General features: G+C 70.5%; 22 protein-coding genes. 7 read left to right on the top strand and 15 right to left on the bottom strand.

Translation table 11 applies throughout. The features are described 5' to 3' along the window. Window positions 1-87: 87 nt before the first annotated feature. From ACT54X_RS19335 to ACT54X_RS19325, 3 genes are all read left to right on the top strand, one after another. Window positions 88-930, top strand: a complete 843-nt coding sequence (locus ACT54X_RS19335) for an NAD-dependent protein deacetylase (RefSeq protein ID WP_294365755.1) — start codon at window positions 88-90, stop codon at window positions 928-930. A gap of 191 nt (window positions 931-1,121) precedes the next feature. Continuing rightward, the gene (locus tag ACT54X_RS19330; RefSeq protein ID WP_476347946.1) at window positions 1,122-3,074 is read left to right on the top strand and encodes a sigma-54-dependent Fis family transcriptional regulator; all 1,953 of its coding nucleotides are present in this window, start codon (window positions 1,122-1,124) and stop codon (window positions 3,072-3,074) included. 133 nt (window positions 3,075-3,207) lie between these two features. Continuing rightward, window positions 3,208-3,933: a DUF2076 family protein gene (locus tag ACT54X_RS19325; protein WP_294365752.1), complete on the top strand. Its 726-nt coding sequence runs from the start codon at window positions 3,208-3,210 to the stop codon at window positions 3,931-3,933. A gap of 84 nt (window positions 3,934-4,017) precedes the next feature. Here the strand turns inward: ACT54X_RS19325 and ACT54X_RS19320 are convergent, their stop codons facing one another. The 4 genes from ACT54X_RS19320 to ACT54X_RS19305 all read right to left on the bottom strand — a co-directional run bounded on the left by ACT54X_RS19320 (window position 4,018) and on the right by ACT54X_RS19305 (window position 7,238). After that, complete coding sequence (locus ACT54X_RS19320; protein ID WP_294365750.1) at window positions 4,018-4,935, bottom strand: thiamine phosphate synthase; 918 nt, start codon at window positions 4,933-4,935, stop codon at window positions 4,018-4,020. 57 nt (window positions 4,936-4,992) lie between these two features. Beyond that, window positions 4,993-5,814, bottom strand: coding sequence for a thiazole synthase (locus tag ACT54X_RS19315; RefSeq protein WP_354321313.1), 822 nt, complete (start codon window positions 5,812-5,814; stop codon window positions 4,993-4,995). Window positions 5,815-5,940: 126 nt separating this feature from the next. Continuing rightward, window positions 5,941-6,141: a sulfur carrier protein ThiS gene (gene thiS, locus ACT54X_RS19310; protein WP_476347943.1), complete on the bottom strand. Its 201-nt coding sequence runs from the start codon at window positions 6,139-6,141 to the stop codon at window positions 5,941-5,943. Beyond that, window positions 6,138-7,238, bottom strand: a complete 1,101-nt coding sequence (locus tag ACT54X_RS19305) for an FAD-dependent oxidoreductase (protein WP_476347941.1) — start codon at window positions 7,236-7,238, stop codon at window positions 6,138-6,140. The genes thiS and ACT54X_RS19305 overlap by 4 nt, the downstream gene beginning before the upstream one ends. A gap of 41 nt (window positions 7,239-7,279) precedes the next feature. Between ACT54X_RS19305 and thiD the strand changes: the two genes are divergently transcribed. Further along, complete coding sequence (thiD, locus tag ACT54X_RS19300) at window positions 7,280-8,116, top strand: bifunctional hydroxymethylpyrimidine kinase/phosphomethylpyrimidine kinase (protein WP_294365743.1); 837 nt, start codon at window positions 7,280-7,282, stop codon at window positions 8,114-8,116. Here thiD and ACT54X_RS19295 read toward each other — a convergent pair. From ACT54X_RS19295 to ACT54X_RS19260, 8 genes are all read right to left on the bottom strand, one after another. Further along, a complete protein-coding gene (locus tag ACT54X_RS19295; protein WP_354321310.1) occupies window positions 8,070-9,401 on the bottom strand; it encodes a purine-cytosine permease family protein in 1,332 nt (443 codons plus the stop codon). The genes thiD and ACT54X_RS19295 overlap by 47 nt on opposite strands. Before the next feature lie 295 nt (window positions 9,402-9,696). Further along, complete coding sequence (locus ACT54X_RS19290; RefSeq protein ID WP_476347939.1) at window positions 9,697-10,746, bottom strand: NAD(P)/FAD-dependent oxidoreductase; 1,050 nt, start codon at window positions 10,744-10,746, stop codon at window positions 9,697-9,699. A gap of 18 nt (window positions 10,747-10,764) precedes the next feature. Continuing rightward, complete coding sequence (gene fdxA / locus ACT54X_RS19285) at window positions 10,765-11,094, bottom strand: ferredoxin FdxA (RefSeq protein WP_043118085.1); 330 nt, start codon at window positions 11,092-11,094, stop codon at window positions 10,765-10,767. Between the two features lie 147 nt (window positions 11,095-11,241). Beyond that, window positions 11,242-12,564 (bottom strand): sulfate adenylyltransferase subunit 1, encoded by a 1,323-nt coding sequence (locus ACT54X_RS19280; protein WP_476347937.1) that lies wholly within the window; start codon window positions 12,562-12,564, stop codon window positions 11,242-11,244. A 136-nt stretch (window positions 12,565-12,700) separates the two neighbouring features. Further along, entirely contained in the window at window positions 12,701-13,663 is a 963-nt protein-coding gene (cysD, locus tag ACT54X_RS19275; RefSeq protein WP_476347935.1) for a sulfate adenylyltransferase subunit CysD, read from the bottom strand. A gap of 43 nt (window positions 13,664-13,706) precedes the next feature. Then, entirely contained in the window at window positions 13,707-14,360 is a 654-nt protein-coding gene (locus ACT54X_RS19270; RefSeq protein WP_476347933.1) for a phosphoadenosine phosphosulfate reductase domain-containing protein, read from the bottom strand. A 282-nt stretch (window positions 14,361-14,642) separates the two neighbouring features. Beyond that, on the bottom strand, window positions 14,643-15,038 hold the full coding sequence (locus ACT54X_RS19265; RefSeq protein WP_476347931.1) for a DUF934 domain-containing protein: 396 nt from the start codon (window positions 15,036-15,038) through the stop codon (window positions 14,643-14,645). A gap of 20 nt (window positions 15,039-15,058) precedes the next feature. After that, window positions 15,059-16,837, bottom strand: coding sequence for a nitrite/sulfite reductase (locus ACT54X_RS19260; protein WP_476347929.1), 1,779 nt, complete (start codon window positions 16,835-16,837; stop codon window positions 15,059-15,061). A gap of 271 nt (window positions 16,838-17,108) precedes the next feature. On the opposite strand from ACT54X_RS19260, the gene ACT54X_RS19255 reads away from it, so the two are divergent. From ACT54X_RS19255 to ACT54X_RS19245, 3 genes are all read left to right on the top strand, one after another. Then, window positions 17,109-18,122 carry a FecR family protein gene (locus ACT54X_RS19255; protein WP_476347927.1) on the top strand — a complete coding sequence of 338 codons (1,014 nt, stop codon included), beginning with the start codon at window positions 17,109-17,111 and terminating at the stop codon, window positions 18,120-18,122. A gap of 38 nt (window positions 18,123-18,160) precedes the next feature. Beyond that, window positions 18,161-19,033, top strand: coding sequence for a c-type heme family protein (locus ACT54X_RS19250; RefSeq protein ID WP_476347925.1), 873 nt, complete (start codon window positions 18,161-18,163; stop codon window positions 19,031-19,033). A 74-nt stretch (window positions 19,034-19,107) separates the two neighbouring features. Beyond that, window positions 19,108-20,535 (top strand): serine/threonine-protein kinase, encoded by a 1,428-nt coding sequence (locus ACT54X_RS19245; RefSeq protein WP_476347923.1) that lies wholly within the window; start codon window positions 19,108-19,110, stop codon window positions 20,533-20,535. Between the two features lie 18 nt (window positions 20,536-20,553). Here ACT54X_RS19245 and ACT54X_RS19240 read toward each other — a convergent pair whose 3' ends face one another. From ACT54X_RS19240 to ACT54X_RS19230, 3 genes are read right to left on the bottom strand one after another with little or no spacing between them, the layout of a single operon-like run. Further along, the gene (locus tag ACT54X_RS19240; protein WP_476347921.1) at window positions 20,554-21,117 is read right to left on the bottom strand and encodes a response regulator transcription factor; all 564 of its coding nucleotides are present in this window, start codon (window positions 21,115-21,117) and stop codon (window positions 20,554-20,556) included. Then, window positions 21,114-22,466, bottom strand: coding sequence for an ATP-binding protein (locus ACT54X_RS19235; protein ID WP_476347919.1), 1,353 nt, complete (start codon window positions 22,464-22,466; stop codon window positions 21,114-21,116). Before ACT54X_RS19235 ends, ACT54X_RS19240 begins: the two co-directional genes overlap by 4 nt. Beyond that, a complete protein-coding gene (locus ACT54X_RS19230; RefSeq protein ID WP_476347917.1) occupies window positions 22,463-23,158 on the bottom strand; it encodes an SURF1 family protein in 696 nt (231 codons plus the stop codon). Before ACT54X_RS19230 ends, ACT54X_RS19235 begins: the two co-directional genes overlap by 4 nt. Between the last annotated feature and the right edge of the window lie 6 nt (window positions 23,159-23,164).

Below are 23,164 nucleotides of genomic sequence, written 5' to 3'. Positions count from 1 at the left end.
GAGCTCCTCTCCCCGACCCTCTCCCACGAGGGGAGAGGGAGCAACGCGCCGGCGCGACATCGGCACCGCGGCTATGCTCCCGCGCCGATGACCACCGACACCGACCTCCTGGCCTTCGCCGAGCGCCATCCGCGCCTGTTCGTGCTGACCGGCGCAGGCGTCAGCACCGAGTCCGGCATCCCGGACTACCGGGATGCGCAGGGCAACTGGAAGCGGCCGCCGCCGGTCACCTTCCAGGCCTTCATGGGCGAGGAGGCCACGCGCAAGCGCTATTGGGCGCGCAGCATGATCGGCTGGCGAACCATGGGTCATGCGCAGCCGGGGCCGGCGCACCATGCCCTGGCCGCGCTGGAGTCGCAGGGCCGTGTCGCCAAGCTGTTGACCCAGAACGTCGACGGCTTGCATCAGGCGGCCGGCAGCCGCAACGTCATCGACCTGCATGGCCGCATCGACACCGTGCGCTGCATGGCCTGCGAGCACCGCCTGCCGCGCGCCGACTTCCAGGCCGAGCTGCTGCGCCTCAACCCCGGCTGGGCCGCGCTGGACGCCCGGGCCGCGCCGGACGGCGATGCCGACTTGGAGCTGCGCGACTTCTCGGGCTTCGACATCCCGACCTGTCCCGTCTGCGGCGGGCTGCTCAAGCCCGACGTGGTGTTCTTCGGCGAAAGCGTGCCGCGCCCCCGCGTCGATGCGGCGTACTCGGCGCTGGAGGCGGCCGACGGCGTGCTGGTCGTCGGCTCCTCGCTGATGGTGTATTCGGGCTTTCGCTTCGTGCAGCGTGCGGCGGAGCACGCCTTGCCGGTGGCGGCGCTCAACCTCGGCCTGACGCGGGCGGACGGCCTGCTGTCGCTGAAGGTCGAGGCGCCAATCGGGCCAACGCTGGAGCGCCTGGCCGGGCTGCTGGTGCCGCCGGACGTTCGCGCGGCCTGAGGGCGCGGATTCGCGGGCGCTCCGTACAGGGCGTGCGCCCGGGCGACGTCCGTCCAGACCTGCAGCGACGCATGGTCGGCAACGACCGGCGCGCTTCCATGCGCCGGCGCAAGCTTCGCAACAGCCAAGGGTGCTAAAAGACGCCCCAACCGCGCGGCCACGCCAGCCGCCCGGGCAGGAGACAACACGCCATGCCCAACGCCATGTTTCGCCCCAAGCCGGCGGCCGGTGCCGGATTGCCGCTGGCCGCGCCCGACGCCATCCTGGCCTCGCACGCCCGCAGCGCCGACTTCGGCCTGCGCAGCCACGAACGCGCCGACCTGCCGCCGCTGGCCGCCGCCGATCTGGCCGAGGCCATGGGCCGCAACGCGCTGCTCTTCGACCACGCCCGGCCGGTGATGGAGACGCTCTACGCCCAGATCGCCGGCACCCAGAGCCTGGTGCTGCTCACCGACGCCGACGGCGTGATCCTGCATGCGCTGGGCGACGACGACTTCCTGGGCCGGGCCGACCGCGTGGCGCTCAAACCGGGCGCGGCCTGGTCCGAGCGCTGCCGCGGCACCAATGCCATCGGCACGGCGCTGGCCCTGCAGCAGGCGGTGCAGGTCAACGGCAGCCAGCATTACCTGCAGGCGAACCACTTCCTCACCTGCTCCTGCGCGCCCATCCTCGATCCGCGCGGCCAGGTGCTGGGCGCCCTGGACGTCAGCGGCGACGAGCGCACCCGCAGCGCCCACACGCTGGCGCTGGTGCGCATGTCCTCGCAGATGGTCGAGAACCACCTGTTCGACCAGGTCTACGAAGACGCGCTGCGCCTGCGCTTCCATGCCCGGCCGGAGTTCCTGGGCACGCTCATGGAAGGCCTGGCCGCGTTCACGCCGGATGGCCGCTTCCTGGCGGCCAACCGCAGCGCGCAGTTCCAGCTGGGTCTGTCGACGGCGGCGCTGGAGGCCCACACCTTCGGCTCGCTCTTCGGCCTGCCCGTGTCCCAGGCGCTGGCGCAGGCCCGGCAGGGCCCGGCCGCGCTGATGCGCCTGCACCTGCCCGGGGGCGTGGCGGTGTCGGCGCGGGTGGAATGGCAGCCCCGGACCGCCAGCCTGGCCATGCCGCGCGAAACGGCCCCGGCCACGCCGGTGGCCGAGCGGGCCCGCGAATCCGGCGGCCCGCGCTTCTCGGGCCTGCGCTACCTGGACACGGGCGATGCCCAGCTGGCGCAGGTGCTGGCCCGCGTGGGCAAGGTGCTCGGGCAGGACGTGCCGGTGCTCATCCTGGGCGAGACCGGCACCGGCAAGGAATGGCTGGCCCGCGCCATCCACCACGATTCGCCAAGGCGCAACGGGCCCTTCGTGGCCGTCAACTGCGCCGCCATCCCCGAGACGCTGATCGAGTCCGAGCTGTTCGGCTACGAAGAAGGCGCCTTCACCGGCGCGCGGCGCAAGGGCAATCCGGGCCGCATCCTCCAGGCGAACGGCGGAACGCTCTTCCTCGACGAGATCGGCGACATGCCGCTGGCGATGCAGGCCCGGCTGCTGCGCGTGCTGCAGGAGCGCAGCGTGGCGCCCCTGGGCAGCGGCCGGCAGGTGGCGGTGGACGTGGCCGTGGTCTGCGCCACCCACCGCAACCTGCGCACCATGATGGCCGAGGGGCGCTTTCGCGACGACCTCTACTGGCGGCTCAATGGCCTCGTCACCCGCCTGCCGCCGCTGCGCGAGCGCAGCGACCTGGCCGTGGTGGTGCAGCGGCTTCTGCAGACCCAGCAGTCCGAGGCCGGCCTGGCCGACGCGCCGCCGCTGGCGCCGCAGACCCTGGCGTTGCTGCGGCGCCATGCCTGGCCAGGCAACCTGCGCCAACTGGCGAGCGTGTTGCGCACGGCGTCGCTGATGGCACGCGGCGAGGCGCAGATCCTGCCGGAGCATCTGCCCGAGGACTTCATGGACGACCTGCAGGCCCATGCGGCCGATGCAGCGGGTGGTTCCGTTGCGTCGCCCAACCATCCCGCGCCGTCCACGGCCACGCTGGAGGCGCTCGAACGGGCGGCGCTGGAGCACGCCATGGCCACCCACGGTGGCAACGTGTCGGCCGTGGCCCGGGCGCTGGGCCTGTCGCGCAACGCCGTCTACCGGCGGCTGCGGCGGCAGGGCTGAGCGATCACCGGCGCGCCGGGAAGGGCTCGCTTAGGCCGGCCTTAAGCCAGCCCGTCGGCCGGGAACGCGCTGTGGCGCGTTGGAGTCCCATCCACGCAAGGCCCATGCTGGGCCGAGGAAGGACGACCGAACCATGACACCCCAAGAACTGTCCATGCTCGAAGACCTGCTGCAGCGGCTGGCCGCAGTGCACGGCGTGCAGAAGGACCCCCAGGCCGATGCGCTGATCCGCGAACGCCTGGCCGGCCAGCCCGATGCGCTGTACCTGCTGACCCAGCGCACGCTGCTGCTGGAACATGCGCTGCAGGACGCCCAGCGCCAACTGGCGCAACGCGCCGCCGCGCCGGCCGACCCGGGCGGCGCAGCCTTCCTGCAGCGCGGTCTGGAGCCCGGCTTCGGGCGCGAGACGGCCGATCCGGATGCCTACAACCCGGGCCGGCCTGCCTACCGCGGCGCGCCCTCGGGCTATGCCCCCGGTGCGCCGGCCGTTGCACCCGCTGCGGCACCCGGATGGCGCGAACGCCTCTTCGGCGCCGCGCCCGCGGCAGCGCCGGCCCCAAGCAGCGGCCCGAGCTTCCTGGGCCAGGCCGCCAGCGCCGCGGCCGGGGTGGCGGGCGGCATGTTCCTGTTCAATGGCATCGAGCACCTGCTCGGTGGCCGCAGCGGCGCAGGCGGCGGTGGCTTCCTGGGCCTGGGCGGCGGCAATGTCGGTACGCCCGAGGTGATCGAGAACGTCACCCAGAACTTCTACGAGGATGGCAGCGGCGGCGGTGGAGATACGCGGCAACTGGCCGATGACGCCGGCGGCGACTGGTCGGGCTTCGACGGCGGTTCCTTCGACGACGACCAGATCGTCTGAGCGATGCTGTCGACCGCGCGTTGATCGCGGCGGCACTATCGGTGCCCAGGCCGCGGCGAAGCGGACGCGAGAAGCGCTCCAGGTTCAGGCCTGGGGTGCTTCTCGCATCGCGGCCATCAGCAGGCGGGCTGCGCCCTCGGGGTCGTCCGCGCCCACGAAGGCCCGCACCACCGCGATGCTGCCCACGCCGCTGGCCAGCGCCTGCGGCAGCCGATCGGCGTCGATGCCGCCGATGGCGACCAGCGGATAGCCGCGCACCAGCCGCGCGTAGTCATGCAGGCGCGCCAGGCCCTGTGGTGCGGTCGCCATCTTCTTGAGCGTCGTCGGGAACACCGCGCCGAGAGCCAGGTAGCTGGGGCTGACGGCATCGGCCCGCACCATCTCGGCATAGCCGTGGGTGCTGACGCCCAGGCGCAGACCGGAGGCGCGCAGTTCCTGGACCTCGTCCGCCGTCAGCGCGTCCAGGTCTTCCTGGCCCAGGTGCACGCCGTAGGCGCCGGCCGCGATGGCCTGCCGCCAGTGGTCGTTGATGAAGAGCAGGGCGTCGGTGCCCTGGACGGCGGCGATGGCGGCGTCGATCTCGCGGGCGACGGCCGCTGCGTCGTCGGACTTGAAGCGCAGCTGCACCGTCGGGATGCCGGCCCGCGCCGCGCGGCCGACCCATTCGGCGTCGGGCAGCACGGCGTACAGGCCCAGCGCCACAGGGCAGGGCGCGAAGGCATCGCCGCGGGACTGGGGCGGAAAGTCGCGCAGCCCGAAGTCGGCAGGATTGTCCGGCCAGGCATTGGCGTCGAAGCGGCCCTGGCGCTTGGTCATCGCCTGCCAGGCGCGGCCCAGGCATTCGGCATCCACCTCGATGAAGCCCAGCGCCGCGCAGGCCGCCTTGGCACCGCGGTAGACCGGGTCTTCGTCATGGAAGGGACCGGCTTGCACCGGCGGATGCCCGTCGAAGCGTTTGCGGTGGGCGGCCAGGATGGCGGTCTCGATCTGGTGGGCGTTCATGGATGGCTCCGTGTTCTTGTGGGCGGCGGCGCCCAGCAGTGCACCGCCGAGCAAGGCTCAGCCACCGTTCTGGGCGTGGTGCCAGAAGGGCGTGCCCAGGACGGGCGTGCTGGGCTGGGCCGCGTCCTGCGCGCTCATGGCGCCAGCCCGGAAGGCGGCACGCCCCGCGGCCACCGCGTCGGCAAAGGCGCCGGCCATGGCCACCGGGTCCTGCGCCAGGGCGACGGCGGTGTTCAGCAGCACGCCGTCGTAGCCCCACTCCAGCACCTGGCAGGCATGCGAGGGCAGGCCCAGGCCGGCGTCGACCAGCATGGGCACCGTCAGCCGCTCGCGCAGCACCTGCATGGCGTAGGGGTTGACCGGCCCGCGGCCGGTGCCGATGGGCGCGGCCCAGGGCATCACGGCCTGGCAGCCGACATCGACCAGGCGCTGGCACAGCACCAGGTCCTCGGTGCAGTAGGGCAGCACCTGGAAGCCGTCCTTGATCAGCCGATCCGCCGCGCCCACCAGTTGCAGCGTGTCGGGCTGCAGGGTGTAGTCGTCGCCGATCAGCTCCAGCTTGATCCAGGGCGTGTCGAACAGCTCGCGCGCCATGTGGGCGGTGGCGATGGCCTCCTGCACGCTGTGGCAGCCGGCGGTGTTGGGCAGCACCGGCACGTCCAGGCGGCGCAGCAGTTCCCAGAAGCCGTTGTCGGCCTTGGCACCGCCGGGCGCCGCGCTCTGGCGGCGCAGCGAGGCGGTGAGCATGGCCGGCCGGGCGCGCTGCACGGCGGCCTCGAGCACGTCGGGCGAGGGATAGCGGGCGGTGCCCAGCAACAGCCGGCTCTGGAAGCGCTGGCCGTAGAGCACCAGCGCGTCGGCGGGTTCGGAGATGGTCATGAGCGTGTCCTTTCGTCGATGGCCGCAGCGCCGTCGAGCCAGTCGCTCAGCGAAGCGGCATTCCTCCCTCTCCCCTCGCGGGAGAGGGTTGGGGAGAGGGGGCAGGGCGCAGGCGTGGTCAGCATCTCAACCCCCGGTGACGGGGCGGATCACCTCGACCTCGTCGCCCGGCTGCAGGGCGCGGCCGGCATAGGCCGAGCGGGGCACGAAGTCGCGGTTGACGGCCGCCGCGAAGGGCGGGGCGGGGTCGAGCAGGGCGATGGCGTCGGCCAGCGTGGCGCCGGAAGGCAGCTCGCGCGGCTCGCCGTTGAGCAGGATGTTCATCATCGGGCGGGAAGGTGTTCGATGCCGATCTGCAGGCGCTCGGCCAGGGGCGATTCGCGATGCTGCAGGCTCTGCATGGCGGCGTCGAGCATGGCCGGCGCGATCATGAAGCCGTGGCGGTAGAGCCCGTTGATCTGCAGCACCCGGTCGCCGAGCCAGCGCAGCGCGGGCAGGTTGTCGGGCAGCGTGGGGCGGCACTGGGCGGCGATCTCGACGATGCGCGCCTCGGCAAAGCCGCTGTGCACGGTGTAGGCGGCCGACAGCAGCTCCAGCACCGAGCGCACGCTGGGCGGAGACATGTCGTCCGATTCGATCTCGGTCGCGCCGATCACGAACAGGTGGTCCTGCTTGGGCGCGATGTAGATGGGGTAGCGCGGATGCACCAGGCGCGTGGGCCGCTGCAGCGTGACCTCGGGCGCATGGATGCGGGCCACTTCGCCGCGCACGCCGCGCACGGCCGGCCACTGGGCATGCGCGCCCAGGCCGCGGCAGTCGATGACGCGCTCGCGCGGGCCGGGGGACAGGTCCTGCGGGCTGCGGGCGCTGTGCCAGTGCAGGGTGACCCGGGGATGCGCCTCAAGCGCCTGCTGCAGCGCGGCAAGCAGCTGGCGGTTGTCGAGCTGGCCTTCGCCCGGCAGCAGCAGGCCCTGCATGAAGCGGCCGGCCAGGGCAGGTTCGGCCTCGGCAAGGGCTGTGGCGTCCAGCGACTGCGGCGCCGCCAGCGAGGGCTGCTGCGCCTGGTTGTGGACCAGGGTGCGGCCCAGGCGGCTGGCGTCGGCGGCGTCCTGCCGGTGCCAGACGACCAGTGTGCCGGCCTGCTGGAAGAACACCGGCGCCGGCAGCTCGGCCAGCAGCTGCGGCCACCGTCCGAGGGCATATTCGCCCATGCGCACCACCGACAGCGGCGCCACGGCCGATTCGGCCAATGGCGCGAGCATGGCCGCGGCCACGCGGGCGGCGGCGCCCTGGGCATCAGGGCCCTGGGCCTCGTGCATTTCCACCGCGCAACCGGTGCGGGCGAGGCTGAGTGCCATCAGCCGGCCCATCAGGCCGCCGCCCAGTACCCAGGCCTTGTCGAAGTCCATCGTGGTGTCCGTCATCGAACGGCCCCCTTCACTGCTGCACGCATAATTTCCGCCCCATGACCCTTCCCACCCAGCGCTATGCGCGCGTGCTCACCATCGCCGGCTCCGACAGCGGCGGTGGCGCCGGCATCCAGGCCGATCTCAAGACCTTCGCCGCACTGGGCTGCTACGGCATGAGCGCCATCACGGCCCTCACTGCCCAGAACACCCGCGGCGTGAGCGGCATCCATGCCGTGCCGCCCGCCTTCCTCAAGGCCCAGCTGCAGGCCGTGATCGAGGACATCGGCGTCGATGCCGTCAAGCTGGGCATGCTGCATGCGCCCGAGGTGGTCGAGGTCGTCGCCTGGGCCATTGACCATTACCGCCTGCCCAACGTGGTGCTCGATCCGGTGATGGTCGCCACCAGCGGCGACCGGCTGATCGCCGCCGAGACGGTGGAGCGGCTGGTGGCCGAACTCTTCCCGCGTGCGGTGCTGATCACGCCCAACCTGGACGAGACGGCGCTGTTGGTGGGCCATGCGATTGCGGACGCCGATGCGCTGGATGGCGCCGCGGCCGAACTGCTGGCGCAGGGCGCCCAGGGCGTTCTGCTCAAGGGCGGACACCTGCCCGGCGACGAGGTCGTCGACCTGCTGGCCATGGCCGGCGGCGAGCGCCACCGCTACGCCGCACCGCGGATCCAGAGCCGCAACCTGCATGGCACGGGCTGCACGCTGTCCTCGGCCATCGCCTGCGGCCTGGCGCTGGGCAAGCCGCTGCCCGAGGCCGTGGCCCAGGCCCGCGACTATGTGCGTGGTGCCATGCAGGCCGGGGTGACCGTCAAGGTGGGCGAAGGCCACGGCCCGCTCAACCATGGGTTCGCACCGCAGCCGACGGTGCGCCTGCCGCTGTAGGCCGCGTCAGCCGGGCCAGCACGAAGGTCAGCAGCAGCGCCGGCAGGGCCGAGCCCCACTGCGGCGCCCAGGCCGCGCAGCCGTGGTAGACGGCGATGCCGGCGATCCACAGTGCGGCGGCGCTCAGGTCCACGTTGCGGCCGGCCGGCAAGGGCACGCCGCCACCGCCCAGCCGGCCCAGGATCACGCCGTACAGCGGCACGAACACAGAACTGAGCATGAGCAGGAAGGGCTCCAGCGCGTGCATGGGCAGCACCAGCGCCAGAGCCACGCAGACCAGCGCGATCAGCAGACCCCAGCGGCGCACGCTCCAGCGCGGGCGCAGACTGTGCATGGACACCGAGCCTGAGTACACGTCGCCATAGGCGTTGTCCAGCTCGTCGATGAGGATCAGGCCCAGCGCCACCAGGCCACCCTGGGCCAGCAGCAGTGCCATCACGAGCGTGGTACCGGGCGCCGCCGTGCTGGCCACCATCACGCCCAGCGCGTAGCACCAGAGGTTGGCCACCGCATAGCCGATCCAGGTGCCGGTGAAGGCGCCGCCCGGCTTGCCCGGCTGGGCGCGCTGGCCATGGCGCGCATAGTCGGCCACCAGCGGCAGCCAGGAGACGGGCATGGCGATCACCAGGTCCATGGCGCTGAACAGGCCCATGCTGCCGTCGCCCTGGCGCTGCCAGAAGGCCTCGAAGCCCTGTGCCTGCAGCTTGCCGGCGAACTGCCAGGTCAGCCAGATCAGCGACAGCACCACCAGCGGCAGGCCGAAGCGGCTGACGAAACGGCGCACAAGCGTCACCATCGAGCCCGACAGCAGCGCCAGCAGTACGGCGCCCCACAACAGCGTGGCAGCGAGCGCACCGCCCACGGAATCCAGCGACAGGCCGAAGGCCTGCTTGGCGATGGCCTGGGTGCCCTCGCGCATGATCACCAGCTCGAAGGTGGTCCAGCCGACCAGCTGGACGATGTTGAGCACCACGGGCAGCCGAGCGAACACGCTACCGTAGGCAGAATGCATCAGGCCCGCGCTGGCCAGGCCGGTCTGGCAGCCCAGTCGCGCCGTCCACGCCAGCAGCCCGGCGCCGATCAGCGACCCGACCACGATGGCAACCACGGCATCGCGCGTGCCCACCGCCGGCACCAGGAAGGCGCCCACCTGCATCACCAGCAGGCCGACGCCCAGGCTGAACCACAGCGACAGGTGGTCGTGCCAGCGGAAGGCGCGGCGGGCGTCGGGCAGTGGGGTCAGCGCCTCGTTGGCGGGCGGGGTGGATGCGTCGTTCAAGGCCATGCGTCGTTGCTCCAGAGCGGTCGGGCACAAGAAGCACTGCCGACGGCACCGGCCCCTTCTGGCCCGGCGCAGGCCCATGCGGGCCACCGGAGCTGCTTCCCTGCGCGAGGATTACCTCAGGCCTGAAGCGCCTGAGGCGCTCCGCGGCTCCGGCTGGCCTTTGCACCTTGGACGATGCGTCGGGCCGGCCGAACAGGTTCAAAGGGTGTCTTCTCAGCCCGGCTTCCAGCGAAGCCCGGCACCCCTAGCGAGTCGCGGATTGTAAGAGTGGGAGGGCGGCCCGGCTTGCCGCCGGTCAACGCTCAGGCGCCGCACCCAGCAGCTCGCGCAGGCGGGTGCTGGTGGTGGTGTATTGCAGCGGCGGCACCTTGCCGTCGAACACCCGCTCGGCCACGGCCCAGGCGGCCAGGGTGGCCTCGTGGAAGGCGCTCACGATCAGCTTGCGCTTGCCCGGGTAGGTGTTGATGTCGCCGACGGCGTAGAGGCCGGCTTCGCGGGTCTGGAAGCGCTGGGTGTCGACGGGAATCTGCTTGCGTTCCAGTTCCAGCCCCCAGTCGGCGATGGGGCCGAGGCGGGGCGAGATGCCCTGGCAGACGACCAGCGCATCGAGCGTCAGGGCGCGGGATGTGCCTTCCGGCGTGTCGATGGTCAGCACGCTGCCGTCGAAGGCGCTGGGCTGACCGATGGCGATGTGGATGTCGGCCGCGTCGATGCGCTCGCGCAAGGCGGCGAGCAGCGCCTCATCGGCGCGGAAGACGTCGCGGCGGTGCAGCAGGGTCACCTCGCGTGCCACGCCAACGAGGCCCAGCGCCGCCTCCACGGCCGCTTCCTCACCGCCATGCACGACCACCGACTGGCCGGCGAAGCGTGACAGGTCCGACGGGTGGTAGAAGAGGCGGTGGCCCTCATGGGCTTCGGCGCCTTCGACGCCCAGCCTCTTGGGCACGAAGGCACCGACACCCGCCGCGATCACGACGGCCTGCGCGCGGAAGACGGTGCCGGCCGAGGTGGTGGCCAGCCAATGGGAATCCGCATTGCCCGGTTGCTCGCGCTGTAGCGTCGCCACCTGCTCGCCGAGGTACATCGGCACGTCGAACGGCGCGATCTGCACCAGCAATGACTCGGCAAGCCCAGCCCCCGTAGTGACGGGCGTGCCGGGAATGTCGTAGATGGGTTTGTGGCCGTAGAGCTCGACACACTGGCCGCCCGCATGGGGCAGGGCGTCGACGATGCGGCAGGGAATTTCGAGCAGGCCCAGCTGGAAGGCCTGGAACAGGCCCGCCGGGCCGGCGCCGATGATGAGGGCGCCGGTGTCCAGGTGCGGGGAAGGGGCCTGGCCGGTCACGCGCTCAATCGGATCGGCTTACTTGACCAGTTCGGCCAGCTTGTTGGGCTTGTCTTTCCACTCGTCGGCATCGGGCAGCGCGGCCTTGCGCTTGGTGATGCTCTTCCAGCCGTCGGCCCGGGCCAGCTCGGCATTGAGCTTGATGAAGGCGAGCTGGTCAGCCGGCAGGTCTTCCTCGGCGTAGATGGCATTGGCCGGGCATTCGGGAATGCACACCGCGCAGTCGATGCACTCGTCCGGGTCGATCACCAGCATGTTCGGCCCCTCGCGGAAGCAGTCCACGGGACACACGTCGACGCAATCGGTGTACTTACAGCGGATGCAGTTCTCGGAAACGACGTGGGTCATGGCTGGATGGCTGGTGAAGGAGTCGGGAAAAACCCGAGATTGTAAAGGGCGGCCCATGCCTTCGCGGACATGGGCAGCACTGGCAACGGCGCCAGAAAGGATTTGAAGGTGCTCGGCGTGCCCGGTGCGAGGGCCGGGCATGGCCGCTCAGCGCACCAGAACGGCTGCGCAAGTGCGGTGCGAGGCCGTGTCGACCAGGACCAGCGATCCCAGCGTGCGCGAGGCGGTAAAGGGCTGCACGGCCAGTGGCTGCTGCAGGGCCAACACGACCTGGCCGATGGCATTGGCGTCCAGTTGCGTGGCGGCCTCGGCGCCCAGCGTGGCGATGTTGAGCCGGTCCACGATCTTCTGCACCTTGGCCTTGACCCAGCGGTGGCCCTGCAGCGCCCAGTAGACGCGGCCGGGCACCAGCGGCTCGTCGTCCAGCCAGGCAACCGTGGCAGTGATCTCGCGCGTCGGCTCGAAGGCGCCGGGTTCCAGCAGCCAGTCGCCGCGGGAGACGTCGACCTCGCGGTCCAGCACGATGCCGGCGCTGTGGCCGGCGGCCACGCCGTGCTCCCGGCGCACATGGTCGAGCACGCGGGCCACGGTGGCGGTCTGGCCGCTGGGCAGCACGGTCACGCGCTGGCCGGGCACCACCTGGCCGCCGCCGACGCGGCCCCAGAAGATGCGGCGGCCCTGGCTGGTGTCGGCCGACGACGAGAACTTCTCCACCCACTGCACCGGGAAGGTGAAGGGCTGCTGCGTCTCGGCAGCCGTCACGGGCAGCGCTTCCAGCAGTTCGAGCAGGCTCGGCCCTTCATAGCCGGCCCAGCCGGCGGCGCCTTCGCGGTGCGGCTCGGTCACGTTCCAACCCTTGAGGGCGGAGATCGGCACGATGGCTTCCACGCGCACGCCGGCGGCGGCCGCGAAGTCGTTCAGCGCGCCCGAGATGCGCTCGAAGGCCAGCGCCGCATCGTCGATCGCGTCCAGCTTGTTGATGGCGACGACGATGGACTGCACGCGCAGCAGGTGGGTCAGCAGCATGTGGCGGCGGGTCTGCGGCAGGAGCTCGCGCACCACCACCTCGCCGTCGCCCACCTCGGCCGCCCAGGGCAGCTTGGTGGCATCGACCAGCACCACCGCGGCATCGGCGCTGGAGGCCGCCGTCACCATGTTGCGGGTGTACTGCTCATGCCCCGGCGCGTCGCCGATGATGAACTTGCGCTTGGCGGTGGAGAAATAGCGGTAGGCGACGTCGATGGTGATGCCCTGCTCGCGCTCGGCCGAGAGGCCATCGGTCAGGAGCGCCAGGTCGGTCTCGCCGCCGCGCTGAACGCCGGCCAGCTGGTCGGCCAGCACGGCGCGGCTGTCCACCAGCAGGCGTCCGATGAGGGTGCTCTTGCCGTCGTCCACCGAGCCGCAGGTGATGAAGCGCAGGGCGGTGCCGGTGTCGGCGCTGTCGGTGTGAAGAGCGTCTGTGGAAGTCATGACAGTCATTAAGAGGTTCAAGCGGGCGGCGCGGTTCAGGTCGGGAACACCCGCGGAACTGGCTTTGCCAGGCCGCAGGGTGTTCCCCCTTGAGGGGGGAGGCGGTTACACGAAGTGAGCAAGCAACGGGGGTGGGTTAGAAGTACCCGTCCTTCTTGCGCTTCTCCATGGAAGCGTCGGAGGTCTTGTCGTCCATGCGGGTGGCGCCGCGCTCGCTGACCTCGGCGGACAGCGTTTCGATCACCACGTCGGCCGGGCCGGCGGCCAGGCTGGCCACGGGGCAGGTGCAGGTGATGTCGCCCACAGTGCGGAAGCGCACGTCCCGCAGCTCGACCGTTTCGCCATCGCGGGCGGGGGTCAGCTCGGTCACGGGCACCAGCAGGCCGCGGCGCTCGACGATCTGGCGCTTGTGCGTGTAGTAGAGCGAGGGCAGCGCGATCTGCTCGCGCTCGATGTACTGCCACACGTCCAGCTCGGTCCAGTTGCTGATGGGGAAGACGCGGAAATGCTCGCCCGGCGCCAGGCGCGTGTTGAACAGCGTCCACAGTTCGGGGCGCTGGTCCTTGGGCTGCCATTGGCCGAAGGCGTCGCGGTGCGAAAAGATGCGTTCCTTCGCACGGGCCTTCTCTTCATCGCGGCGGGCGCCGCCGATCAGCGCGTCGAAGCGGAACTCCTCGATGGCCTCCAGCAGCGTGACCGACTGGTGCACGTTGCGCGACTCGCCGGGATGGGCCAGGCGCACCGTGCCGCGGGCCATCGAATCCTCGACGCTGCGCACGATCAGCTCGGCGCCCAGCTCCTTGGCGCGCTCGTCGCGGAAGTCCGTGACTTCGGGGAAGTTGTGCCCGGTGTCGATCATCAGTAGCGGATAGGGCAGGCGGCCGGCGCCGAAGGCCTTCTCGGCGCACTTGAGCAGCACCAGCGAATCCTTGCCGCCCGAGAACAGCAGCGCCGGCCGCTCGAAGGCCGCGGCCACCTCGCGCAGGATGAAGATGGCTTCTTCCTCCAGCGCGTCGAGGTGGGCGTTGGACAGGCGGGCCGTGGCGGAGGCAGCCAGGGCATCGGGCAGCAGCAGGTCGGCTTCGGTGCGGGCGTTCATGGGTGTGCGGGGCAAAGGGGATTCGGAGGGTGGACGGGTTGGATCAGTGCGCGATGTGCAGGCCGCACTCGCGGTTGTCTTCGCCCTTGGTCGGGTCCACGTAGTCGAAGTTGTTGGGCAGGCCGTGCTGCACGCAGTAGTCGTGCAGGTCCTTGGACGACCAGTGCAGCAGCGGCGCCACCTTGATCAGGCCGTCGGGATTCACGCTGACGGGCTCCATCTGCGCGCGCACGGCGGTGTCGGTGGCGCGCAGCGCGGTGAACCAGACCTGGGGTGCCGTCTCGCGCAGGGCGCGGGTGAAGGGCTCCAGCTTGACCTCTTCGGTGAAGGCCGCATGGCGCGGGTCGTCCAGCGCCGGCGTGGGGCCTTCGACGGCCTCGCGGTGCGCGCGCGAGCGCAGCGGCAGGTAGATCTTCAGGTTCAGCTCGAGCTGGCGGGTCACCTCGTCGGCGAAACGGTAGGTGGCCTCGGTGTTGTAGCCGTTGTCCATCCACACCACCGGCACGTCGGGCTGGGCGCGCGTCACCATGTGCAGGATCACGGCCTCGAAGGGACGGAAGTTGGTGGTGACGATGGCCGGGCGGTGCAGGCCGATGGCCCAGTCCACCAGGCCCTGCGCATTGCGGCCCAGGCGGGCATTGACCTCGGCCAGGTCGAAGGCGGTGGAGTTCTGGACTTGGGAAGGAATGGCGTTCATGGCTCGGGCTCTTTCGAATGGCATGGCGCCGACAACGACAGCAATGCCCTGGGACCGAACTTTAGGGAGAGCCCTTATGAAACCAAACGATCTTTTTGTTCGCGCCTTATGCGGATAAGCATATTCACCGCTGCTGATGCGGCTTCTCGCGCGATGAGCGGCGAGCTTCGGATAAGGCGCTCGCGGCTCGCTGGGCGCCTGTGTCGGCCGACGCGGCCAAGAAAAAGCCGACCAGCACCCGCAGGCGGTGGTCGGCTGTTGGGCGCTTCGCCGCTCGGAGGATCAGGCCTCGGCGCGCACGAAATGCGGCGCGGGCTGTACCGCATCGCCCTGGTAGAAGTCGGCAAAGCGCTCGAACTGGCGATGGGCCTCGGCCACGTCCTTGCCTTCCTTGAGCACGGCGCTGGTGAAGCCCGTGCGCTGCATCTGCACCAGCTGGTCGATCAGCACGTCGCCGGTGGCGCGGATGTCGCCGGTGAAACCCAGGCGACGGCGCAGCAGGAAGGCCTGGCTGTAGGCCCGGCCGTCGGTGAACTTGGGAAAGTGCAGCTCGATGCGCGTCACACCGCCCAGATCGGCTTCCCGGGGATCGGCATCGTTGGGCAGCTGCAGCACACGGCCGGTGGCGGCTTCGGCCTCGTGCTGGCCGGCCGAGAGGATGTTCAGGGTCTTGTTCATGCGTCTGTTCTCCCTGTGACTCAGGCGACTTCCTCGACCTTGAAGCGGGCGCCGTTGGCCGCCGCCTTGAAGGGCTCGTGGCCGACGCGGCGCAGCGTGTCGATGAAGGTTTCGCCCGCGTTGCGGGTGTCGCGGTAGGTGCCGAGCACGGCCTCGATCACGCCCGGCACTTCGGCCGCCGAGAAGGAGGGGCCGACCACCTTGCCGGCCTGGGCCGGGCCGCTCAGGTCCGAGCCGTCCGAGCCGGCCAGCGTCACCTGGTACCACTCCTTGCCGTCCTTGTCGACGCCGAGGATGCCGATGTGGCCGCTGTGGTGGTGGCCGCAGCTGTTGATGCAGCCGCTGATGTGCAGATCGATCTCGCCCAGGTCGTCGAGCTCGTCCAGGTCCTGGTAGCGCTCGGTGATGGCCTCGGCGATGGGGATGGACCGCGCATTGGCCAGCGCGCAGAAGTCGCCGCCGGGGCAGGCGATCATGTCGGTCAGCAGATGCACGTTGGCACTGGCGAAGCCAGCGGCGCGAGCGGCCTGCCAGAGTTCGAACAGGTCTTCGGCATGCACCCAGGGCAGCAGCACGTTCTGGTCGTGCGTCACGCGCAGCTCGCCGGCCGAGAAGCGGTCGGCCAGTTCGGCCACGGTGTCGAGCTGGTCGGCCGAGGCATCACCGGGCGCCTGGCCGCGGCGCTTGAAGGAGAGGGTGACGGCGCGCAGCTGCGGGTTCTGGTGCGCGGCCACGTTGCGTTGCAGCCAGCGGGCAAACATCGGCTCGCGGTCGGCGGCCTGGCGCAGGGCGGCGTCGGCCTGCTCGGCCGGCAGACCCGTGCGGGTGGCCAGCGCGGGCGGCACGAAGGAGGCTGCGACGCGGTCGAACTCCGCCTGGCTGATGGTGTGAGGGGCGCCGTCGCGCTCGATCACGTCGCGGTACTCGGCCTCCACGTCGTCGATGTAGGCCTGGCCCTCGGACTTGACCAGGATCTTGATGCGGGCCTTGTACAGGTTGTCGCGGCGGCCGTAGCGGTTGTAGACCCGGATCACCGCCTCGAGGTAATTCATGATCTGGTTCCAGGGCAGGAACTCGCGCAGCACCGTGCCCACGATGGGTGTGCGGCCCATGCCGCCGCCCACCCGCACCTGGAAGCCGATTTCGCCGGCCTCGTTCTTCACCAGCTTGAGGCCCACGTCATGCCATCCGGTGGCGGCGCGGTCTTCGGCAGCGCCGGTGATGGCGATCTTGAACTTGCGCGGCAGGAAGGCGAATTCGGGATGCAGCGTGCTCCACTGCCGCATGATCTCGGCATAGGGCCGCGGGTCGGCCACCTCGTCCACCGCCACCCCGGCGCGTTCGTCGGTCGTGATGTTGCGGATGCAGTTGCCGCTGGTCTGGATGCCGTGCATGTCCACGGTGGCCAGCAGTTCCATCACCTCGGCGCTCTTCGCCAGCGGGATCCAGTTGTACTGGACGTTCTGGCGCGTGGTGAAGTGCGCGTAGTGGGTGGGCAAGGTGGTCGTGCCCAGGAGGGCCTGCGTTTCGATGGCCTTCCGGTAGACCTCGGCCTCGGGCTCGTCGTATTCGCGGGCGATGCGGGCCAGCACGCGCACCTGCCGGCTGTGGAGTTCGCCGTAGGGCACGGCCACGCGCAGCATGGGCGCGTAGCGTTGCACGTACCAGCCGTTCTGCAGGCGCAGCGGACGGAACTCGTCCTCGCTGAGGCTGCCCGCCTGCCAGCGCTCGAGCTGGTCGCGGTACTGTGCGGCGCGCTGGCGCACGAACTGGCGGTCGAAGTCTGTGTATTGGTACATCGTGTGTGGAAGGCAGTCGGCCACGCGGCACGGGCACCGCGCGCGAAGGCGGCACTTTAGGGGCCGTCCTTATGAATGCAAACGATTTTCTGGTTCGCGCCTTATGCGCATAAGCTTATGCAGCCCGTCTGGCGCGCCCTGCGGCGGTGAAAACCGTCGTGGTCGGATAAGGCGCTTTCGGCGAAACAGCCCACGATTCTAGGAGGGCCTGCGTGGCCACGCAGGTTCGGGGCCGGCCCGGCTTAGGCCATCCTGCATATGGCCGGCCGGCATGACGACCGGCATCATCCCGCCCTTCATGGGGCTGCGCCGAACGTCGATCACCGTGCCGAAGCTGATCCGGGCGTTTGCCGCGGCCGTTCTTCTGGTGCTTTCAGCCACGCCTGCACCGGCGGCGGGGCCAGTGGCCATGGCGACGCTGGTCGAAGGCGAAGCCCATCTGTTGCGGGAAACCGGCCGGTTCGTGCTCGCGCCCGGCGTGGCACTGCAACCCGGGGACCTGGTGGAAACCGCGGCCAACGCGCGCCTGCTGCGGATCGAATACACGGACGGCCCGGTGGTCGACCTGGGCCCGGCCAGCCAGGCCATGATCGAAGCGCGGCTCGGACCCGGCGGCCGCGAGCCGGCAGCCCGGTTCTATCTCCGGCAAGGCTGGGCCAAGCTGGGCCGGGCGCCGTCCTCCCGCGGCGTGGCCAGCCTGCTCACGCCGGATGTGGCCTTGAAAGGCGAGGGCGGCAGTCAGGTCGTGCAGGCTGCAGCGTCCCGCACGCAGGTCTTTGCCGAATCGGGCAAGGCCCGGCTCGAGGCGCGGGACAAGCGCAATCAGGACGCGGTGGACCTGGCGGCAGGCCGGCTGTTCGACAGCGCGGACTGGACCGAGCGGCCACGGCCGAATGCCGCCTTCGTCGGCGCGGTACCGCCCAGCTTCCTCGACCCGTTGCCTCTGCGTGCCGCCCGGTTCAAGGACCGCACGGTCGATGCCGAACGCGTGGGCGACTTGCGCTACGAGGATGTGGCCGGCTGGCTGCAGGCCGAGCCGGCGCTGCGCGCGCGCTTGGCCGAGCGCTGGCGCGGCCTGGCGAAGAAGCCGGAGTTCCGCGCCGCGCTGGCCGCCAACATCAAACGGCATCCCGAGTGGGACCGGATCGTGTTTCCCGAGAAGTACACCAAGCCGCGCCCGCAGCCTGAATCGAGCGGCGCCCGGGCTGCACCGACAGCGCGTCCTGCGCCGCGCGACTCGGCGCCGACGGTGACCACGCCCCAGCCAGCGCGCTCCGCCTATTGATCGGGTTCGTCGCGATCCGCCCTTCCGAAGCCATCCCCATGAAACTGCTGCTCAAGTTCAACCTGGTCTTCCTGCTTGTGTTCGCGGTAGGGCTGGGCGTGTCGGCCTACCTGGCGCGCGACCTGCTCCAGCGCGGCGCCCATGACGAAGTGGTGGAACAGGCCCGCCTGATCATGGAGAGCGCGGCCGCCGTCAGCACCTACACGGCCACGCAGGTCCAGCCGCTGCTGCAGAACCAGATGAAGTACACCTTCCTGCCGCAGTCGGTGCCCGCCTACTCGGCCACCGAGATGGTCAACGCGTTGCGGGAGATGCATCCCGAGTACGGCTACAAGCCTGCCATGCTCAATCCCACCAATCCGCGCGACCGGGCGCAGGACTGGGAAGAGGACGTCATCGCCCGTTTCGCCAAGGACAAGCAGCTGACCGAGTTCATCGGCCAACGCGAGACGGCCTCCGGCCGGGCGCTTTTCGTGGCGCGGCCCATCCGCATCAGCAATCCGGCCTGCCTGAGCTGCCACAGCACGCCGGCAGCGGCGCCCGCCACCATGATCGAGAAGTACGGACCGGCCAACGGCTTCGGCTGGACGCTGGACGAAACGCTGGGTGCGCAGGTGGTGTCGGTGCCGATGTCGGTGCCCTTCGAGCGCGCATCGCAGGCCTTTGCCGTCGTCATGGGCTCGCTGGCCGCGGTGTTCCTGCTCATCGGCGGCGCCCTCAACCTGATGCTGTGGAAGCTGGTGATCCAGCCCGTGACCCGCCTGTCGGCGCTGGCCGACCGCGTGAGCATGGGCGAATTGGAAGCGCCCGAGTTCGCGGTGCGTAGCCGGGACGAGATCGGCACGCTGGCCGAATCCTTCGCCCGCATGCGGGCGAGCCTGGTGCAGGCCATGAAGATGCTGGACGTCTAGTGGCGGTGGGTTGGCTTTCGCCGTTGTACGCGTCCGTCTGCGGCGGATGGCGGCGCCTGCGTCGGGGCTGAGTCATGCAGCATCCGCGCCGCCTCGGCAAATATGACATCGTGGGCGTCCTGGGGGAGGGCGCCATGGGCGTGGTCTACAAGGCCCACGACCCGTTCATCGACCGGCAGGTCGCCATCAAGACGGTACGCAAGGCACTGCTGGACTCCAGCATCGCCGAGGACATGGCCGCCCGCTTCCGCAACGAGGCGCGCGCCGCAGGCCGGCTTTCGCACCCGGGCATCGTGCCCATCTATGAATACGGCGAGGACGACACCACCGCCTTCATCGCCATGGAGTTCGTCGAGGGCCGCGACCTGGCGCAGATTCTCGGCGCCACGCCCACGCTGCCCGAGGGCATGGCGATCCGGTTCATGCAGCAATTGCTGGACGCGCTCGGCAGCGCGCACCGTGCCGGCGTGTGGCACCGCGACATCAAGCCCGCCAACCTGATCGTGACCACCGACGGGCTGCTGAAGGTGATGGACTTCGGCGTGGCCCGCATCGCGAGCGCCGCGCTCACCCAGGCGGCGTCCACCATCGGCACGCCCGGCTACATGGCGCCCGAGCAGTACGTCGGCGAGACCATCGACCACCGCGTCGACCTGTTTGCCGCCGGCGTGCTGCTGTACCGCATGCTCAGCGGCCGCTCGCCCTTTGCCGCCGACACGCCCGAGGCAGTGATGTACAAGGTGCTGCATCAGGAACCGGTGCCGCTGTCGACGCTGGAGGGTCTGACCATCGCGCCCTCGCTGGATGCGGTGATCGCCCGGGCCCTGGCCAAGACACCGCAGGCACGCTTCGGCAGCGCGGCCGAGTTCCGCGATGCGCTGGCCGAGCGCAGTGCCGTCGCGGGCGGCACCACGGCAGAGGACGCGACCGTCATTGCCGCCATGCCCTTGCGCAGCAGGCCGGCCACCCCCGGCACCTCGCGGGGGCCGACCGGCTCGGCCATGCCGTCCAACTGGGACGCGGGCAGCCTGGCCGCCGTGGAGGCCGCGCTGACCCGGTTCATGGGACCCGTCGCCCGCGTGCTGGTGCGCGAGGCAGCCCGCACCAGCACCGACCTGCGGCAACTGCAGGCGAGCGTCAGCCAGCACATTCGCGATCCGGGGGAGCGTCAGCGCTTCGAGGCGTTGCTGAGCGCTGGCATGGGCGGGGGCACCTCGGCGGGGACGCGCGCCGGGTCGTCCGCGTCCGCCACAGCTGCGGCGCCATCGGCAGTCACGACCACCGCAGGCGCGACCAGTGCCATATCGGCCGGGCTGAGCGACTACGCCAGCCGCGCGCTGGCCCGCCAGGTGGGTCCCATCGCAAAAGTGGTCGTGCGCAAGGCGGTGGCCACGACGGACTCGCGCCAGGCCTTCTTCGATGCGCTGTGCCGGTCGGTCGATGACCCGGCGCGCCGGGCGCAGCTGCAGGCCGAGCTGGGCCGGGCACCGGACGGACTCTGAGGCGCTTCGACGACGCGCCTACTTGACCTGCTGCTTGCCCAGCTTGCGCGCCAGGGTGCGGCGGTGCATGCCCAGGCGGCGCGCGGTCTCGGAGATGTTGAAGCCGGTCTCGGCCAGCGTTTCGTGGATGCGCTCCCATTCCAGCGTCTTGATCGAGCTGGCGCGCTGGGTGAGTTCGACATCGGTGCTGCCTTCGGCGCGGCCGAAGGCCTCCTCGATGTCGTCCGTGTTGGAGGGCTTGGCCAGGTAGTGGCAGGCACCCAGCTTGATCGCTTCCACCGCGGTGGCGATGCTGGCAAAGCCGGTGAGTACCACGATCAGCATGTCCGGATCATGCGCATGCAGCGCCTGGACGCAGGCCAGGCCCGACGCCTCGCCCTGCAGCTTGAGGTCGACCACGGCATGCGTGGGCGACTCGGCCTCCAGCAATGCATTCACCTCCTCGAGGCTGCCGGCGCGCAGCACCTCGTAGCCGCGCCGCTCGAAGGACCGTGCGAGCGTGCGTGCGAACGCATCATCGTCTTCGACGATCAGCAGTTGCCGGGCGTCGGCGTCGGCATCGGACAGCAGCAGGTCGGTCATTCGGTCGTATCTTTGGTGGCCAGCGTGACGGCTGCCAGCGGCAGCGTGATGCGCACCAGTGCGCCGCCCTCGGCACGGTTGGCAGCTTCCACCTGGCCACCGAGGGTCCGGGCCACGTTCACCACCAAAAACAGGCCCAGGCCGCTGCCGGGACGCCCCTTGGTCGACTGGTACGGGGTGCCCAGCCGGGTGAGCATGTCGGCGCGAAAGCCGGGCCCTTCATCGAAGACCTCCAGCACCAGCGTGTCGTCTTCGCGGCCCACATGGAGGTGGATGCGCTGGGGTGACGCCTCGCGGGCATTGTCCAGCACGTTGCAGATCATCTGCGCGATGGAGGAGTCCGAGACCATGGGCACATCGTGCCCAAAACGGTTGCTGTAGAGCAGCACCGTCCCCGAGCGCGTGGAACGCCAGTCGGCGACGAGGTCGTCGACAAAGCGGCAGACGGTGGTCATGGCCGACGACTCGCCACGCGTCTCGCCCGCCGACAGAAGGATGCCGCTCACGATGGACTTGCAGCGCAGCACCTGCGTCTGCATCTCCGTCACGTCCTGCAGCAGTTCGGGGTCGGAATTGAAGTGCGGCAGGTGCTGCCAGTCGCCCAGGATCACGGCCAGCGTGGCCAGGGGGGTACCCAATTCATGCGCCGCGCCCGAGGCCAGCAGGCCCATGCGAACGATGTGTTCCTCCTCGGCCGCGCGCTGGCGCAGGGCGGCTAGGCGGGCGTCGCGCTCGCGCAGGTTCTGGCCGATGCGGGTGATGAACACCACCAGCAGTACGGCGTTGAGGGCGAAGCAGATCAGCAAGCCCGCCAGGTAGGGGCTGGCCAGGCCACGGTGCGCCTCCAGCGCCACCGGCAGCGGCCGGCTGAAGATCGCCAGGCCGGCGACGCAGCCGATGGCCACGGCCACCATGGTCCACACGGCCCAGGCCCGCAGCAGCACGGCGCCCAGGGTGACCTGCAGGAGGTAGAGGTAGACGAAAGGGTTGCTGATGCCGCCGCTCAGGTGCAGCTGCGCCGTGAGCGTGCCCACGTCCACCATCAGGCCCAGGAACAGCTCGCCGTTGGTGACGCGGCGCCCGGTGCGCCAGCGCAGCAGGCTCAGCACGTTGAAGGCCAGCAGGCCCGCCAGCACGGCCAGCATGGGCTCCAGCGGAATGGGCAGCCGCAGGCCGTAGTGCGCGACCTCGATGGTCACGATCTGGCCAAAGGCGGCGATCCAGCGCAACTGGATCAGCTGGTGCAGGTTCTTGCGGCCGGTGGCCGAGTCGAGGCCGCGCGCGGCCTGGGCCCGCACCTGGGCGCGCGCGGCAAGCAGGGCAGGGGAGTCGGGAGGGCTGGCGCTCATCGCGCGGGATTGTCGTCGTCCGGCTCCAGGGCGCCTCGGCGCCAGGCATAGGCCATGCCCACCACCAGCAGCAGGGCCATGCCGTACCAGGTGATGGCGTACATCAGGTGGTTGTTGGGAAAGCGGATGACGGTCAGGCCGCCCACGGGCCAGGTGCCCTCGGCCTGGGCCGGGTCACGTGCGGCGTCCACGAAATAGGGGGCGGTGTCGCCGGCCGGCAAACCGCGCGCCGCCGTGAGGGCGGCGATGTCGCGCGAATACCAGCGATCGGCACCGGGATCGTTGTGCCGCAGGAAGGCGCCCTTGGGCTCGGTGATGCGCAGCAGGCCCACCACATTGACGGTGCCGGTCGGCTCGGCCCGGCCGCGGGCCGAGGGCTCACGCGCCTGTGGGGGCAGGAAGCCGCGGTTGACCCACACGAAGCTGCCGTCCGGCCGCGCGAGGGGCGTCAGCAGCCAGAAGCCTGCGCCCAGATCGGTGGTGGCCTGCACCAGTGCCGCCTTGTCCGTCAGGAAGCGGCCCTGCAGCGTCACGTGCTGGTATTCCGCGCTGTCGGCCGTGACGGACGGCCAAGCGGCGCGCGCCGGTGCGTCGATCGGCGTTGCCGTCACTCGGGCATCGACCCGTGCGATCAGCTCGCGCTTCCACGCCAGGCGCTGGACCTGCCAGGTGCCCAGGGCCAACAGGAGCACAAAAAA

The organism is Pseudacidovorax sp. DMC4 (genome assembly GCF_056314265.1).
The sequence above is the reverse complement of the archived record's forward strand: the minus strand, read 5'-3'. Positions and strand labels throughout refer to the sequence as shown.

Bases quoted from the DNA above. Each gene is read 5' to 3' on its own strand.
- thiD (WP_294365743.1), top strand. From the start codon at position 7,280: ATGACCCTTCCCACCCAGCGCTATGCGCGCGTGCTCACCATCGCCGGC.
- ACT54X_RS19250 (WP_476347925.1), top strand. From the start codon at position 18,161: ATGAAACTGCTGCTCAAGTTCAACCTGGTCTTCCTGCTTGTGTTCGCG.
- ACT54X_RS19330 (WP_476347946.1), top strand. From the start codon at position 1,122: ATGCCCAACGCCATGTTTCGCCCCAAGCCGGCGGCCGGTGCCGGATTG.
- ACT54X_RS19255 (WP_476347927.1), top strand. From the start codon at position 17,109: ATGACGACCGGCATCATCCCGCCCTTCATGGGGCTGCGCCGAACGTCG.
- thiS (WP_476347943.1), bottom strand. From the start codon at position 6,141: ATGATGAACATCCTGCTCAACGGCGAGCCGCGCGAGCTGCCTTCCGGC.
- ACT54X_RS19305 (WP_476347941.1), bottom strand. From the start codon at position 7,238: ATGACGGACACCACGATGGACTTCGACAAGGCCTGGGTACTGGGCGGC.
- fdxA (WP_043118085.1), bottom strand. From the start codon at position 11,094: ATGACCCACGTCGTTTCCGAGAACTGCATCCGCTGTAAGTACACCGAT.
- ACT54X_RS19315 (WP_354321313.1), bottom strand. From the start codon at position 5,814: ATGACCATCTCCGAACCCGCCGACGCGCTGGTGCTCTACGGCCAGCGC.
- ACT54X_RS19240 (WP_476347921.1), bottom strand. From the start codon at position 21,117: ATGACCGACCTGCTGCTGTCCGATGCCGACGCCGACGCCCGGCAACTG.
- cysD (WP_476347935.1), bottom strand. From the start codon at position 13,663: ATGAACGCCCGCACCGAAGCCGACCTGCTGCTGCCCGATGCCCTGGCT.
- ACT54X_RS19320 (WP_294365750.1), bottom strand. From the start codon at position 4,935: ATGAACGCCCACCAGATCGAGACCGCCATCCTGGCCGCCCACCGCAAA.
- ACT54X_RS19295 (WP_354321310.1), bottom strand. From the start codon at position 9,401: ATGGCCTTGAACGACGCATCCACCCCGCCCGCCAACGAGGCGCTGACC.
- ACT54X_RS19245 (WP_476347923.1), top strand. From the start codon at position 19,108: ATGCAGCATCCGCGCCGCCTCGGCAAATATGACATCGTGGGCGTCCTG.
- ACT54X_RS19265 (WP_476347931.1), bottom strand. From the start codon at position 15,038: ATGAACAAGACCCTGAACATCCTCTCGGCCGGCCAGCACGAGGCCGAA.
- ACT54X_RS19235 (WP_476347919.1), bottom strand. From the start codon at position 22,466: ATGAGCGCCAGCCCTCCCGACTCCCCTGCCCTGCTTGCCGCGCGCGCC.
- ACT54X_RS19335 (WP_294365755.1), top strand. From the start codon at position 88: ATGACCACCGACACCGACCTCCTGGCCTTCGCCGAGCGCCATCCGCGC.
- ACT54X_RS19325 (WP_294365752.1), top strand. From the start codon at position 3,208: ATGACACCCCAAGAACTGTCCATGCTCGAAGACCTGCTGCAGCGGCTG.
- ACT54X_RS19280 (WP_476347937.1), bottom strand. From the start codon at position 12,564: ATGACTTCCACAGACGCTCTTCACACCGACAGCGCCGACACCGGCACC.
- ACT54X_RS19270 (WP_476347933.1), bottom strand. From the start codon at position 14,360: ATGAACGCCATTCCTTCCCAAGTCCAGAACTCCACCGCCTTCGACCTG.
- ACT54X_RS19260 (WP_476347929.1), bottom strand. From the start codon at position 16,837: ATGTACCAATACACAGACTTCGACCGCCAGTTCGTGCGCCAGCGCGCC.